The organism is Pseudomonas oryzihabitans, from assembly GCF_006384975.1.
Taxonomy (GTDB): domain Bacteria; phylum Pseudomonadota; class Gammaproteobacteria; order Pseudomonadales; family Pseudomonadaceae; genus Chryseomonas; species Chryseomonas psychrotolerans_B.
The window spans coordinates 4,321,726-4,336,479 of sequence record NZ_CP021645.1 but is presented as its reverse complement, the minus strand read 5'-3'; the positions used below and the strand labels follow the sequence as shown (position 1 = coordinate 4,336,479).

13 protein-coding genes and 1 riboswitch are annotated in these 14,754 nt (G+C 65.0%); of the genes, 7 read left to right on the top strand and 6 right to left on the bottom strand.

The annotated features are described in order from the left end of the window. Positions 1–65 precede the first annotated feature (65 nt). Entirely contained in the window at positions 66–2,840 is a 2,775-nt protein-coding gene (locus CCZ28_RS19480) for a hybrid sensor histidine kinase/response regulator (protein WP_140220462.1), read from the top strand. Here the strand turns inward: CCZ28_RS19480 and CCZ28_RS19475 are convergent. Next, the gene (locus CCZ28_RS19475; RefSeq protein WP_140220461.1) at positions 2,824–3,219 is read right to left on the bottom strand and encodes an acyl-CoA thioesterase; all 396 of its coding nucleotides are present in this window, start codon (positions 3,217–3,219) and stop codon (positions 2,824–2,826) included. The genes CCZ28_RS19480 and CCZ28_RS19475 overlap by 17 nt on opposite strands. A 151-nt stretch (positions 3,220–3,370) precedes the next feature. Next, a riboswitch (S-adenosyl-L-homocysteine riboswitch) is annotated at positions 3,371–3,512 on the top strand. 22 nt (positions 3,513–3,534) lie between these two features. Here CCZ28_RS19475 and ahcY point away from each other — a divergent pair. From ahcY to CCZ28_RS19460, 3 genes are all read left to right on the top strand, one after another. Then, a complete protein-coding gene (ahcY, locus tag CCZ28_RS19470; protein WP_058766228.1) occupies positions 3,535–4,941 on the top strand; it encodes an adenosylhomocysteinase in 1,407 nt (468 codons plus the stop codon). 52 nt (positions 4,942–4,993) lie between these two features. Then, positions 4,994–5,830: a methylenetetrahydrofolate reductase [NAD(P)H] gene (gene metF, locus CCZ28_RS19465; RefSeq protein ID WP_140220460.1), complete on the top strand. Its 837-nt coding sequence runs from the start codon at positions 4,994–4,996 to the stop codon at positions 5,828–5,830. Between the two features lie 183 nt (positions 5,831–6,013). Beyond that, positions 6,014–7,900 carry a DEAD/DEAH box helicase gene (locus CCZ28_RS19460; RefSeq protein ID WP_140220459.1) on the top strand — a complete coding sequence of 629 codons (1,887 nt, stop codon included), beginning with the start codon at positions 6,014–6,016 and terminating at the stop codon, positions 7,898–7,900. Between the two features lie 81 nt (positions 7,901–7,981). Here the strand turns inward: CCZ28_RS19460 and CCZ28_RS19455 are convergent, their stop codons facing one another. From CCZ28_RS19455 to CCZ28_RS19445, 3 genes are all read right to left on the bottom strand, one after another. Continuing rightward, positions 7,982–8,269, bottom strand: a complete 288-nt coding sequence (locus tag CCZ28_RS19455; protein ID WP_058760688.1) for a PA4642 family protein — start codon at positions 8,267–8,269, stop codon at positions 7,982–7,984. Between the two features lie 117 nt (positions 8,270–8,386). Further along, positions 8,387–8,857, bottom strand: coding sequence for a WbuC family cupin fold metalloprotein (locus tag CCZ28_RS19450; protein WP_140220458.1), 471 nt, complete (start codon positions 8,855–8,857; stop codon positions 8,387–8,389). Continuing rightward, the gene (locus CCZ28_RS19445; RefSeq protein ID WP_058760686.1) at positions 8,854–9,408 is read right to left on the bottom strand and encodes a hypoxanthine-guanine phosphoribosyltransferase; all 555 of its coding nucleotides are present in this window, start codon (positions 9,406–9,408) and stop codon (positions 8,854–8,856) included. The genes CCZ28_RS19450 and CCZ28_RS19445 overlap by 4 nt, the downstream gene beginning before the upstream one ends. A 216-nt stretch (positions 9,409–9,624) precedes the next feature. On the opposite strand from CCZ28_RS19445, the gene upp reads away from it, so the two are divergent. After that, a complete protein-coding gene (gene upp / locus CCZ28_RS19440) occupies positions 9,625–10,263 on the top strand; it encodes a uracil phosphoribosyltransferase (RefSeq protein ID WP_058760685.1) in 639 nt (212 codons plus the stop codon). A 2-nt stretch (positions 10,264–10,265) separates the two neighbouring features. Then, on the top strand, positions 10,266–11,531 hold the full coding sequence (locus CCZ28_RS19435) for a uracil-xanthine permease family protein (protein WP_140220457.1): 1,266 nt from the start codon (positions 10,266–10,268) through the stop codon (positions 11,529–11,531). 22 nt (positions 11,532–11,553) lie between these two features. Here CCZ28_RS19435 and hemH read toward each other — a convergent pair whose 3' ends face one another. Then, positions 11,554–12,609 carry a ferrochelatase gene (gene hemH / locus CCZ28_RS19430; protein WP_140220456.1) on the bottom strand — a complete coding sequence of 352 codons (1,056 nt, stop codon included), beginning with the start codon at positions 12,607–12,609 and terminating at the stop codon, positions 11,554–11,556. Further along, positions 12,606–13,514, bottom strand: a complete 909-nt coding sequence (locus tag CCZ28_RS19425; protein WP_140220455.1) for a TIGR01777 family oxidoreductase — start codon at positions 13,512–13,514, stop codon at positions 12,606–12,608. The genes hemH and CCZ28_RS19425 overlap by 4 nt, the downstream gene beginning before the upstream one ends. A gap of 176 nt (positions 13,515–13,690) precedes the next feature. On the opposite strand from CCZ28_RS19425, the gene CCZ28_RS19420 reads away from it, so the two are divergent. Further along, positions 13,691–14,677 (top strand): NAD(P)/FAD-dependent oxidoreductase, encoded by a 987-nt coding sequence (locus CCZ28_RS19420; RefSeq protein WP_058760682.1) that lies wholly within the window; start codon positions 13,691–13,693, stop codon positions 14,675–14,677. Positions 14,678–14,754 lie beyond the last annotated feature (77 nt).

Sequence of the window (14,754 nt, the reverse complement as noted above, 5' to 3'; positions counted from 1 at the left end):
GATAACGTTAGCAGCCACGGCGGTCTGATCTATACTCGACTCCTGCATCCGCGAAGGGAACTCTCGTGCACCGGCTTTGGATCGCCCTAGGCTTTGTGGTCACCTGGCTACTGTTGCTGCTGGTGACCAATTCCGTACAGGCCGAGAGCCCGCTGGATGCGGGCTGGGCGCAATACGAGGATGCCACGGGCGAGTTCCGGTTGGACGATGTCCGTGACCGCCTTTCCGCCTTCAAGCCGCTGACCACCAACAAGACGCACCGTCCGGCAGGGCCCGGCGCGCTTTGGCTGCATACCCGCATCCAGCCTTCCCCCCAACAACGCCTGCTGCGTATCGTCTCGCCCAACGTCGCCTACCTGGACTTCTACGCCTACAGCGAAGCTCAGCTCATCAGCGAGATTCGCGATGGCCTGGCCAGACCACTGCTGACGCCACAGCAGATCAGCCGCGACTTCGTCTTTCCGGTTCCGCCCAGCACTGAAACGCTGGATCTGTTCCTGAGGTTCGAATCGTCCCAGCCGATGCGTATCTCGCTGACGCTGAGCAACAGCGCCGAAGCCGAGGTCACCCATCGCCTGGTGATGTTCGGCGTCCTGCTCGGCTGTCTCGCCATGCTGGCGCTGTATAACGGGGTGCAGCTGTTCTACTACCGTAGCCGAGCCACCAGCGCCCTTACCCTGGTGCTGGTGATGCTGGTCTGCGTGGCCATGAACCTGTTCGGCCTGAGCAAATTCCTGCTCGGCGCCTTCAAGGGACAGGCGCCGCTATTGACCGACCTCTCCGTACTCGGCTGTAGTGCTGCAGGGCTCAATCTGATCGGCGCCTTCTTCGGCTGGCTCAGGCTACCGGTCTGGACCCGTCGCTTGATCAAGGGGTTACTGGTGCTGGTCGGTCTGGCCGCCCTGATGCGGATCGCCGCGGGCGACGTCTACCTGGGCGACTGGTTGATGGCGGTCAATGCCCTGGTCTTGCTCGCCTGCCTGGTCATCGCCATCGAGCGCTGGCATCAGGGCGCCCGCTACGCCCGCCTGCTGATGGCGGCCTTTGCTCTACTGGGGTTGTCCGGCCTGATCGCCCTGCCGATCCTGGCCGGCTACGCCAACGCCCCCATCTGGCTGGGTCGCGCCCTGATCAGCAGTTGTATGCTCAGCGGTATCCTGCTGACCCTGGCACTGGAAGAGCGGCGCCGTTACCTGCGCGAAGAACACTTCGCCAAGACCCGCGATCACGCCGCCAACCATGCGGAACTCAAGGGCAAGGCCGAATTCCTCTCGCGCATCAGCCACGAGATCCGCACGCCCATGAACGGCGTGCTGGGCATGACCGAATTGCTGCAGGGCACGGCGCTGTCGGCCAAGCAGCGCGACTACGTGCAGACCATCCACAGCGCCGGCGCCGAACTGCTCAACCTGATCAACGAGATCATCGACATCACCCGCCTGGAAAGCGGCCAGATCGAACTCGAAGAGGTGACCTTCGATCTCAACGCCCTGCTCGACGACTGCCTGGACATCTTCCGGCCCCGTGCCGAAGAACACCGGGTCGAGTTGCTCAGCTTCATCCAGCCCCAGGTGCCCCGCCGCTTCATCGGCGATCCCACCCGCCTGCGCCAGATCCTGCTCAACCTCTTGGAGAACGCCTTCCAACGCACCGAGGAAGGCGAGATCCTGCTGGTGATGTCCCTGGAAGAGGCCACCGGCCAGGCGCCCCGGCTACGCATCGCGGTCCAGGACAGCGGTACGCCACTGGACGCGGCCCTGAGCCGTCAGCTGCTGTCCAGCCACCTCAACAGCCGGGACTTCCTCAGCGGCGACACCGACAGCCTGGACTTCGGCCTGATCATCGCTCGCCAGCTGGTGCTCTTGATGCAAGGCGAATTCGGCATCCAGAACAACTCCGAAGGGGGTTCCAGCTTCTGGATCAGCCTGCCCATCCCGGCCCAGGCGCTGGTGCTATCCCGCGGTGACAGCGACTATCCCCTGCAGGACGTGCGCGTGCTGGTGGTGGACGACAACGAACTCTGCCGCAAGGTCTTGCAGCAGCAGTGCAGCGCCTGGGGCATGCAGGTGGTCACCGCGGCCTCGGGTCGCGAGGCCCTGGCGCTGCTGCGTACCCAGTCGCACCTGCGCGAGTATTTCGACGTGGTGCTGCTCGATCAGCAGATGCCGGGCATGACCGGCATGCAGCTCGCCGCCCGCATCAACGAAGACGAGAATCTCAACCACGACCTCTTGCTGATCATGCTCACCGGCCTGAGCAACGCCCCGAGCAAGGTCATCGCCCGCAACGCCGGCATCAAGCGCATCCTGGCCAAGCCCGTGGCCGGCTATACCCTGAGGGCCACCCTCGCCGACGAATTGTCCCGGCGCGGCCAGCGCACCAACGAACCCGAGCCCCAGGAACAGCCCAGCGGCATCCCGGCCGATTTCCGAGTGCTGGTGGCCGAGGACAACAGCATCTCGGTCAAGGTGATCCGCGGCATGCTCAAGAAGCTCGGCGTGGAACCCGACACCGTGAGCAATGGCCTGGAAGCCTTCGAGAAGATCCAGCAGAACAGCTACGACCTCATCCTGATGGACTGCGAGATGCCCCTGCTGGACGGCTTCGGCGCGACGCGCCGGCTAAGGGCCTGGGAGCAGCAGAACCATAGATCGCGCACCCCGGTGGTAGCCCTGACCGCGCACATCCTCGCCGAGCACAAGGATCGCGCCCAGGAGGCCGGCATGGATGGCCACATGGGCAAGCCGATCGAACTCTCGCAACTGCGCGAACTGCTGCTCTACTGGGCCGAGCGACGCCGGCTGGACGTGACCGCCCAGGGACTCAAGGCGAATCCTTGAACCTGTCCTTGACGTAGGTGATCTCGGTCTTGCCGTGCGGCACGGGATTGCCCTCCTCGTCGAGGTTGACGAAGACGATCTTGTCGATGGTGAGGATGCTCTTGCGGGTGATCTTGTTGCGCACCTCGCACCTCAGGGTGATGGAGGTACGACCGAATTCGGTGGCCGTGATACCCAGTTCGATGATGTCGCCCTGGCGCGAGGCGCTAATGAAATTGATCTCCGAGATGTACTTGGTCACCACCTTGGGATTTTCCAGCTGGACGATGGCGTAGATCGCCGCCTCCTCGTCGATCCACTTCAGCAGGCTGCCACCGAACAGGGTGCCATTGGCATTGAGGTCCTCGGGTTTCACCCACTTGCGGGTATGGAAGTTCATCAGGGCTCCTTGAATGTCTAGGCGGTTGAAGCATCAGATCAGGGTGTGCGCGGGAGATTCCGGTCGACATGAGGCACAGCGCCACCCTTTGGGTTTATCGCGATCCTCGTTATACTGCCCGCGCACCGCGGCCACCAGGCCGCCCCGCCTTCCGTTCGAGGGGCGCTGCAGCACGCTGCGTTATCCCATCCTAGCCGACCCGCCGCAGGCGCGGACAGTCGGCGGGCATGACGCCAGACGTTGTCAGGCTCGAGCGGAGCGTCATCAGAACGCATCAACGGCGCCCATTCGCACCTAACGAATGGAGACTCTTCAATGAGCGCTGTCCTCACGCCTGCCGCTTTCAACGATTTCAAGGTCGCCGACATCTCCCTGGCCGCCTGGGGTCGTCGCGAAGTCATCATCGCCGAATCGGAAATGCCCGCCCTGATGGGCCTGCGCCGCAAGTACGCCGGCGAGCAGCCGCTGGCTGGCGCCAAGATCCTCGGCTGCATCCACATGACCATCCAGACCGCCGTGCTGATCGAGACCCTGGTGGCCCTGGGCGCGGAAGTGCGCTGGTCCAGCTGCAACATCTTCTCCACCCAGGACCAGGCCGCCGCCGCCATCGCCGCCGCTGGTATCCCGGTGTTCGCCTGGAAGGGCGAGACCGAAGCCGAGTACGAGTGGTGCATCGAGCAGACCATCCTCAAGGACGGCCAGCCCTGGGACGCCAACATGGTGCTGGACGACGGCGGTGACCTGACCCAGATCCTGCACGACAAGTACCCGCAGGTACTGGAGCGCGTGCACGGCATCACCGAAGAGACCACCACCGGCGTGCACCGCCTGCTGGACATGCTCAAGGACGGCACCCTCAAGGTTCCGGCGATCAACGTCAACGACTCGGTCACCAAGAGCAAGAACGACAACAAGTACGGCTGCCGCCACAGCCTCAACGACGCCATCAAGCGCGCCACCGACCACCTGCTCTCCGGCAAGCAGGCGCTGGTGATCGGCTACGGCGACGTGGGCAAGGGCTCGGCCGCCTCGCTGCGCCAGGAAGGCATGATCGTCAAGGTCTCGGAAGTCGACCCGATCTGCGCCATGCAGGCCTGCATGGACGGCTACGAGCTGGTCTCGCCCTACGTCGACGGCCTGAACGACGGCAGCGAAGCCTCCGTCGACCGCGCCCTGCTGGGCAAGATCGACCTGATCGTGACCACCACCGGCAACGTCAACGTCTGCGACGCCAATATGCTCAAGGCGCTGAAGAAGCGCGCCGTGGTGTGCAACATCGGTCACTTCGACAATGAGATCGACACCGCCTTCATGCGCAAGCACTGGGGCTGGGAAGAGGTGAAGCCGCAGGTACACAAGATCCACCGTACCGGCGTGACCGTCGATCCGGCCAACGATGACTACCTGATCCTGCTGGCCGAAGGCCGTCTGGTGAACCTGGGCAACGCCACCGGCCACCCCAGCCGCATCATGGACGGCTCCTTCGCCAACCAGGTGCTGGCGCAGATTCACCTGTACCAGGAGAAGTTCGCCGACCTGCCGGTCGCCGAGAAGACCGCCAATGTCACCGTCATGGTCCTGCCGAAGAAGCTCGACGAAGAAGTGGCACTGGAAATGGTGAAAGGCTTCGGTGGCGTCGTCACCCGTCTGACCCCGGCCCAGGCCAGCTACATCGGCGTGACCCAGGACGGCCCCTTCAAGCCGGATAGCTACCGCTACTGATGGCCAAGCCTCTCGCTCCCCGGAGCGGGAGGCTGCTCACGAGAGAGACGACGTGAAACCCAGTCTGAGTTTCGAATTCTTTCCCTGCAAGACCGAGGCCGGGCACGAGAAGCTGATCGCCACGGCGCGGGAACTGGCGAGCCATGGGCCGGAGTTCTTCTCCTGCACCTACGGCGCTGGCGGCTCCACCCGCGACGGTACCTATCGCACCGTGCGCCAGCTCAACGACGAGGTCGGCGTGCCGACCGCGCCGCACCTGTCCTGCGTGGGTGACAGCAAGGCCAAGCTGCGCGAACTGCTGCAGCAGTACCGCGAAGCCGGCATCAACCGTATCGTCGCCCTGCGTGGCGATCTGCCCTCCGGTATGGGCCTGTCGGGCGGTGGCGAATTGCGCCATGCCAGCGACCTGGTCGCCTTCATCCGCGAGGAAACCGGCGATCACTTCCATATCGAGGTCGCCGCCTATCCGGAAACCCATCCGCAGGCGCGCAGCTTTACGGACGACGTGCGCAATTTCGTGTACAAGATGCAGGCCGGTGCTGACCGCGCGGTCACCCAGTACTTCTTCAATGCCGATTGCTACTTCCATTTTGTGGAACGTGTCCGCAAACTAGGAGTCGAAGCTCCAGTGATTCCTGGCATCATGCCGATCACCAACTACAGCAAGTTGGCACGTTTTTCCGATGCCTGCGGCGCAGAATTGCCTCGCTGGCTGCGGAAGCAACTGGAAGCCTATGGGGACGATACCCAGAGCATCCAGGCCTTCGGCGAAGAAGTCATGACCGCCCTGTGCGAGCGTCTGCTCGAAGGCGGGGCACCCGGTGTGCACTTCTATACCCTGAACCAAGCGGAGCCTTGTATCGCCATTTGGCGAAATCTTGGCTTTTGAGGCTGGCCATACCTAAGGATGGCGGCTTCGACCAATCGTGATTACCGCTTCCGGTCATCGCCCGGCTCTTCATCCAGCGCAGGATGACGAGTGCGGGCGAGACGCTCGGATCTTCCGGACGTCAACCAGGAGCGCAACCGCGCCCCCACGTCGGCGGGACGCCGACAGAGACAGGAACCCCGCATGTCCTTCATTTCCCTCGGTCTCTCCGAGGCCCTTGCCCGCGCCGTGGAAGACGCCGGCTATGTGACGCCTACCCCTGTTCAGCAACGCGCCATCCCGGCCGTCCTGCAGGGTCGTGACCTGATGGTGGCCGCCCAGACCGGCACCGGCAAGACCGGCGGCTTCGCCCTGCCGGTACTCGAGCGGCTGTTTCCCAATGGTCATCCCGATGGCCGTGGCTACGCCGCCAAGCAGCCTCGCGTGCTGGTGCTGACGCCGACCCGCGAACTGGCCGCTCAGGTCCATGACAGCTTCAAGGTCTATGCCCGCGACCTGCCCATGCGCAGCGCCTGCGTCTTCGGCGGCGTCGGCCTCAAGCCGCAGGTCACCGCGCTGGCCAAGGGCGTCGACATTCTCGTCGCCTGCCCGGGCCGCCTGCTGGATCTGGCCGGCCAACAGAGCGTCGATCTGTCCGCCGTGGAAATCCTGGTGCTGGACGAAGCCGACCGCATGCTCGACATGGGCTTCATCCATGACGTGAAGAAGGTCCTGGCCCGCTTGCCCGCGCAGCGGCAGAACCTGCTGTTCTCGGCGACCTTCTCCAAGGACATCACCGACCTCGCCGGCAAGCTGCTGCAGGATCCCGAGCGAATCGAGGTCACCCCGCCGAACACCACCGTCGAGCGCATCGAGCAACGGCTGTTCCGCATTCCGGCCAACCAGAAGCGTGCCCTCCTCGCCCACCTGATCACCCAGGGTGCCTGGGAACAGGTACTGGTGTTCACCCGTACCAAGCACGGTGCCAACCGCCTGGCCGAGTACCTGGACAAGCATGGCCTGCCGGCCGCGCCGATCCATGGCAACAAGAGCCAGAACGCCCGTACCAAGGCCCTGGCCGACTTCAAGAGCAACGACATCCGCGTGCTGGTAGCGACCGACATCGCTGCTCGCGGCCTGGACATCGATCAACTGCCCCATGTGGTCAACTTCGAGCTGCCCAACGTCGAAGAAGACTACGTCCACCGCATCGGCCGTACCGGCCGGGCCGGCCGTAACGGCGAGGCCATCTCGCTGGTGGCGCCGGACGAAGAGAAGCTGCTCAAGGCCATCGAGCGCCTGACCAAGCAGAGCATCCCCGACGGCGACATGCAGGGCTTCGACCCTGCCAGCGTGCCGCCGGAGCAACCGGAAGTGCGCGCGCCGCGCGAACCCCGTGGTAAGCCGCAGCAGAATCGCCAGAAGAAAGCCGACAAGCCGGCACGCAGCGAAGGTCAGAGCCAGGGCGCAGGCCAGGGCAAGCCCAGCAACAAGGGCGACCAGGCCGCCGCGCAGCCCCAGGGCGAGCGCAAGGGCCGCACCCGCAACCGCCGTAATCGTCGCGACCGCGATGACGTGGGCCAGGACAAGGCCGCCGCTCAACCCGGCCAGGCCGTTGTCCAGCAGCCGCGCAATCGTGATCCGGAAGAATTCCTGGACGACGATTACGACAACTTCGGCAACAGCGTCGACTACGTGAGCCCCTACCAGGGCAAGGGCCGCAACGGTCAGCGTCGCGGCAACAGCGGCAATGGCGCTCGTCCGGCCGCTGCCGCCGGCAACGGCCAGCCCCGTCAGGGTCAAGGCCAGGGTGCCGGTGCCGCGCGCGGTCCTCGCGGTCAGCAACAGCAGCAGCCGGGCAAGCGCCGCGGCCAGAACGGCCAGCCCCGTGCCGCACGTCCCTACGAAGCGGCACCGAACGAGGCACGCTCCTACGCCGCCGAAGAGCGGGCGCCGAGCAAGCCGCAGCCGAAGATCGTGCACAAGCCGTCGCGCGCCGACCGCCTGCCTACGCTGGAGCAACTGGAAGAGTTGCCAAGCCGTCCGCGTAGCGAGAAGCCCGCGCTGCTGACGCGCAATCGCGAAGCCTGATGGGCACGGGCCGCTCAAGCGGCCCATTTTCCAGGCAAAAATAAACCCCGCCATGGCGGGGTTTATTTTTGCTACCGCAAATTAGGCATGAGCGGCGCGTAGGGCATCAATATAAGGCTCGGCTTGGCGATGGCTGCGGATCAGTTCGATGAAATCTTCGCCGTCGGCATTGCGTGCATCGAGATCGTAACCGGCTTCGACGAAGAAACCGACGAAACGCTCGAAATCGTCCGGACGGAGGCCACGGTAGGCTTTGACCAGCTTGTGTAGAGACGCTGGGGTGTCGTCGGCCGGCTCGACGTCGAGGAACAGCTTGATCTGCTCGTCGCTGATCTCTTCACCGATGACCTGCTTTTTGTCCTTGCGCATCCTTTAGCTACCTGTGCTGGGGGATTTGTTGGAAAAGGGCGGCGTCGATTCTAACCCCGCCCTTCGCCTGGTCGCCAGTGACAATAGCAAGTCTATACCGCGCAACCGACTAGAAGTTCAATCGAACTGAGCACGCATCCAGGCTCGATAACGATCGGCATCCGCCGCGCCCTCCAGCGGCGCCCAGGCGGGTCGCTCGCCTTCGCCCAGGGGCGCGAAGGGACCGGCCTTGCATTCGAAGAACAGACAATCGCCGCCCAAGGCGACCAGCGCATGGTAGTGACCCGGCGCCAGATCGACGCCCAGGCAACCGGCGGCCTGGGAAAGTTCGCGACGCAACAGCACCTGGCCCTGTTCATCGAAGGTCAGCAACCCGAGGCGCCCCTGCAACACCAACAGGCTCTCGGCCTTGTGCGGGTCCAGATGGCGATGGGGCGGCACGTAGCTGTCTTCGCACATGCCGACTACCAGGCGATGGCAGGGCTCATCCATGGCGTGCAGGTTGTGATGGGCCCGTCGCCGTGGGCTGAGCGCCGCCTGCCGCAGCAGGTCGGCGAACAGCGCCTGATCGAACAGCCTCAGACTCATAGGCCCTTCACGGCATAGATGCCGGGCGCGTTGCGCCAGTAGCCCTTGTAGTCCATGCCGTAGCCGAAGATGTAGCGATCGATGCAGGGCAGGCCCACGTAGGTGGCTTCCAGGCCCTTGACCTTGCGGTCATGGGTCTTGTCGATCAGGACGGCGGTATGCACCTGGCGGGCGCCGGCATGGCGGCAGAAATCGATGATGGCCTTGAGGGTGTGCCCCTCGTCGAAGATGTCGTCAACGATCAGGACATCGCGGTCGATGAAGGAGACTTCCGGCTTGGCCTTCCAGAACAGCTCGCCGCCGGTGGTCTCGTTGCGATAGCGGGTAGCGTGCAGATAGGACATTTCCAGCGGGAAATTCAGCCGGGTGGCCAGCTTGCCGGTAAAGATCAGGCCGCCGTTCATCACGCAGAACACCACCGGGTTGCGCTCGGCGAGATCGGCGGTGATCGCCGCGGCGACTTGGTCGATGGCCGCTTCGACCTGGGCTTCGTCATAGAGGCAGTCGGCCTCCTGCATGACCTGGCGGATGTGGGCGAGATCGGCGGACATGGGGCTTCTCCGGGGACGGGGCGCCAGCCTCGCGGGCGGCGCGGATAAAAGGCGGCAAAGGTACAGACACCGCCCGCCGAGCTCAAGCGCCACCAGGCGGCTAGTCTGGTCAGGCTACTGCCCAGTCGCGGTCGGATGCTTTAATGTACCGCGATTTTTTTCTGGCCCGCCCTCCGTTCGCGCCGATCCGCTGCCCCATCGTCTTTGGAGAACCCCATGCCCGTCCATGAAATCCGCCATCCGCTCATCCGCCACAAGCTGGGTCTGATGCGTCGCGCCGACATCAGCACCAAGAATTTCCGCGAGCTGGCCCAGGAAGTGGGCGCCCTGCTCACCTACGAGGCGACCCAGGATCTGCCGGTGGAGACAGTGGACATCGAAGGCTGGTGCGGCACCGTGCAGGTGGAAAAGATCTCCGGCAAGAAGGTCACCGTGGTGCCCATCCTACGCGCCGGCATCGGCATGCTTGATGGCGTCCTCAGCCTGATCCCCAGTGCCCGGGTCAGCGTGGTGGGCCTGGCCCGTAACGAATCCACCCTGCAGGCCCACACCTATCTGGAAAAACTGGTCGGTGAACTGGACCAGCGCCTGGCCATGATCATCGATCCGATGCTGGCCACCGGCGGCTCCATGATCGCCACCATCGACCTGCTGAAAAAGGCCGGCGCCAAGGAAATCCGCGCCCTGGTACTGGTCGCCGCGCCCGAGGGCATCGCCGCGGTCACCCAGGCCCATCCGGACGTGCGGCTCTACACCGCGTCCGTCGACGAGCGCCTCAACGAGCACGGCTACATCCTGCCGGGGCTGGGCGATGCCGGTGACAAGATCTTCGGCACCAAGCAGAAGGACGCCTGAGCGTGGTCGCCAAAGAACCCCTCTGGCGGGAAATCCTCGTCGGCGCCCAGATGCTCTTCGTGGCCTTCGGCGCCCTGGTGCTGATGCCGCTGATCACCGGCATGGATCCCAACGTGGCCCTGTTCACCGCGGGCTTCGGCACCCTCCTGTTCCATCTAATCACCGGCCGCCAGGTTCCGGTATTCCTGGCGTCGAGCTTCGCCTTCATCGCCCCCATCATCGCCGCCAAGGCCGAATTCGGCCTGCCGGCGGTGCTCGGCGGCGTGGTGGCGGCCGGCTTCGTCTACACCTTCCTGGGCCTGGCGGTGAAACTGCGCGGCGTGGGCTTCATCGACCGGCTGCTGCCACCGGTGGTGATCGCGCCGGTGATCATCTCCATCGGCCTGGGGCTGTCGCCGGTGGCGGCCAACATGGCCATGGGCAAGGCCGGTGACGGCAGTGCCCAACTGGTGCCCTACGCCACGGCGATGCTGATCTCCATGCCGGCGCTGATCACCACCCTGCTGGTGGCCATCTATGGCAAGGGCATGTTCCGCCTGGTGCCCATTCTCGCCGGCGTGTTCGTCGGCTACGCGCTGGCCTTCGTCTTCGGCATCGTCCATACCGAGAGCATAGGTGCCGCGCCCTGGCTGGCGATCCCGGCCTTCGTCGCTCCCGAATTCCACTGGGGCGCCATCCTGTTCATGGTGCCGGTAGCCCTGGCGCCGGCCATCGAGCATGTCGGCGGGGTGATCGCGGTCGGTGGCGTGACGGGCAAGAACTATCTCAAGCAACCCGGTCTACACCGCACCCTGCTGGGTGACGGCCTGGCCACCTCCTCCGCTGGCCTATTTGGCGGACCGCCCAACACTACCTACGCCGAGGTGACCGGCGCGGTGATGCTGACCAAGAACCACAATCCGCGGGTCATGCTGTGGGCGGCGGGCTTCGCCATGGTGCTGGCCTTCGTCGGCAAGTTCGGCGCGGCGCTGCAGACCATCCCGGTCCCGGTGATGGGCGGTATCCTCTGCCTGTTGTTCGGCTCCATCGCGGTGGTGGGCCTGAACATCCTGATCCGCCACCAGGTGGATCTGGCCGAGGCGCGCAACCTGGTGATCGTCTCCGTCACCCTGGTATTCGGCATTGGCGGCATCGTCTTCGGCAACGGCGAGATCGGCCTCAAGGGCATCTCCCTGTGCGGCCTGATCGCCATCGGTCTCAACCTCGTTCTGCCGGGCCACAACGCCTGGAAGAAGGACGCCGAACCGCCAGAGCGCCCGCTGCTCTGACGGCACCGCTCAAGATGTCGGTCTAGGCCGGCATCTTGGGTTGCTCGACGGGCTGCGGCGGCCGCTCCGCCACCTCTTCGCACAATTCCACCAGCGCCTCTACCCAGGCCGGGTGGTCGTTGACGCAGGGAATCAGCACCAGTTCCTCGCCCCCGGCTTCGATGAATTGCTCGCGACCGCGATCACCGATCTCTTCCAGGGTCTCGATGCAGTCGGCGACGAAGGCCGGGCACATCACCAGCAGGCGCTTCACGCCGGCCTTGGCCAGTTCGTCCAGCCGCGCCTCGGTGTAGGGCTCGATCCACTTGTCCTTGCCCAGGCGTGACTGGAAGGACACCGACCACTTGCCGTCGGGAATACCCAGCCGCTTGGCGACCAATTCGGCGGTGCGCTGGCACTGGCTGCGGTAGCACACCGCCAGGGCCTTGGCGCTGACTTTGCTGCTGTCGGGCGCGCGCAGGTCATGGCTGCGGTCCTTCACCAGCTTGCGGATGTGCCGTTCGGGCAGGCCGTGGAAGGACAGCAGCAGGTGATCGTAGGGCTCCGCCAGATAGGGCTCGACGCTGGCTGCCAGCGCTGCCTGGTATTCCGGGCGGTCATAGAAGGGCGGCAGGATCTTCAGCGTCAGCGGCAGCTGGTGCTCCTCGATCACCCGCCGGGCCTCGACGATGGCGGTGGTGGTGGTGCTGTCGGCGAATTGCGGATAGAGCGGTGCGTAGGTCACCTCGCGGATACCCTGGCTGGCCAGGCGCTTGAGCACCGACTCCACCGAGGGCTCGCCGTATCTCATGCACAGCTCGACCGGCCCGTGCGGCCAATGCGGTCGTACCGCCTCCTGCAGGCGGCGGCTGAGCACGATCAGGGGCGAGCCATCGTCCCACCAGATCGACTCATAGGCCTCGGCCGAGGCGGCCGGTCGCTTGATCAGCACCAGCGACACCAACAGCCGGCGCAGTGGCCAGGGCAGATCGACCACATAGGGGTCCATCAGGAACTGGTTCAGATAGCGCTTCACGTCGGGGACGTGGGGCGAATCGGGCGAACCCAGGTTGGCGAGCAGCAGAGCGTTGGCAGTCATCGTGAATCCTTGGCAGCGAGCAGATTGGCCAGGGCCTGATCCAGCTCGGGATAGCGAAAGACATACCCGGCCGCGAGCAGGCGCTCGGGGCGGGCGCGCTGGCCACCCAGCAGCAGGATGGACAGCTCTCCCATCAGGCGCAGGGCGAAGGCGGGGATCAGCAATCGCGCCGGGCGCCGCAAGGCCCGTCCCAGCGCCTCGGTGAAGTCTCTATTGCGCACGGGCTGGGGAGCACAGAGATTATAGGGACCCTGGGCGTCGCTGCGGTTGAGAAGAAAATCGATGGCCTCGATTTGATCCTGCAAATGAATCCAGGGCATCCATTGGCGTCCACTGCCCAGGCGCGCGCCCAGGCCGAAGCGGAAGGGGGGCAGCAGGCGCAGCAAGAAGCCATCGTCGGCGGCCAGGACCAGCCCGGTGCGCAGATTGACCACGCGGATACCCAGGGCCTCGGCCTCGTTGGCCACCTGCTCCCAGGCCAGGCACAGCTCGCCGGCGAAATCCGGACCGGCCAGGCCATCAGCCTCGCTCACCGGTTTTTCGCCACTGTCGCCATAGAAACCCGTCGCCGAGCCGGAGAGCAGTACCGCGGGTTTCTGGCTCCGCCCGCGCAACCATTCGATCAGCCGTTCGGTGGTGCCGATACGACTGCGCCAGAGTTCGGCCTTGCGCGCCCGGGTCCAGGGCTTGTCGGCGATGGGTGCGCCGGCCAGGTTGACCACGGCATCCAGATGCTCGTTATCCAGCGCCTCCAGCTGGGCGATGCCACGCACCTGGGGCCCGCATTCCCGGGCGACCCGCGCCGGATCGCGACTGAGGACGGTGAGTTGGTGTCCGGCAGCCGCCCATTGGTGGCACAGGGCGCGGCCGATGAGTCCGGTGCCACCCGTCAGCAGGATATGCATGTTGTCACTTCCTTCTCGTAATGCCCCGCCGCTCGTAGGCAACTGAACGAAGGGATGAGGATTGTTTGGTATGGTCGTGGGTCGAAAGATCCAGAACGGTTGCCAGTCGTAGCCGTAGAGCCCTTGCACACGCAAACGTTCGACAAGGGCGATTCGTCAGATAAGCGAGGTCCATCATGACTGCCCCTATCGCCATCGTTGGCGCAGGAATAGCCGGACTTTCCGCCGCCCAGACGCTGATTCGCGCCGGGCAGCAGGTCCAGATCTTCGACAAGAGCCGCGGCAGCGGCGGCCGTATGGCCAGCAAGAGAAGCGAGGCCGGTGCCCTCGATCTGGGTGCCCAGTATTTCACGGCCCGCGATCGGCGCTTCATCGACGCCCTCAACGAATGGCGGCGTGCCGGTTGCGTGGCCGAATGGAATCCGGTGCTCTACCAGTATCGCGACGGCCGTCTGAGTCCGTCCCAGGATGAACAGCCGCGCTGGGTCGGGGTGCCGCGCATGAGCGCCATCACCCGCCACCTGGTAGCCGACCTACCCGCCACCTTCGATTGCCGCATCACCGAGGTCTTTCGTGGTGCGCGTCACTGGCACCTGCTGGATGCCAACGGCGAAACCCACGGCCCCTTCGCCCAGGTGATCATCGCCGTGCCGGCCCCCCAGGCGACCGCCTTGCTCTCCAGCGTGCCCAAGTTGGCGGCGACCGTGGCCGGCGTCGGCATGGAGCCGACCTGGTCGGTGGCCCTGGCCTTCGCCACTCCGCTGCAAACGCCGGTGGAAGGCTGCTTCGTGCAGGGCAGCGAGCTGGACTGGCTGGCCCGTAATCGCTGCAAGCCCGAGCGTGATGCCACCCTCGACACCTGGGTGCTGCATGCCACCAGTGCCTGGAGCAAGGCGCACATCGATGCCTCCAAGGAGGAGGTGATCGAGCGGCTGCACGGCGCCTTCGCCGAGCTGATCGGCTGCCCGCTGCCGGCCCCGAGCTTCACCCTGGCGCACCGCTGGCTCTATGCCCGCCCGGCGCAACCCCATCAATGGGGTGCCCTGGCCGATCCCGACATGGGCGTCTTCGCCTGTGGCGACTGGTGCTCCAGTGGGCGCGTGGAAGGTGCCTGGTTGAGTGGTCATGAGGCGGCGCAACAGCTCCTGGGCAGTCTGGAATAAACGACGAAGCGCACGCCGTCTGTAATCTGTGGCGAATCTTTTGGTGTAGACCCCTGTCGAAAGTTTCACGAAACTTG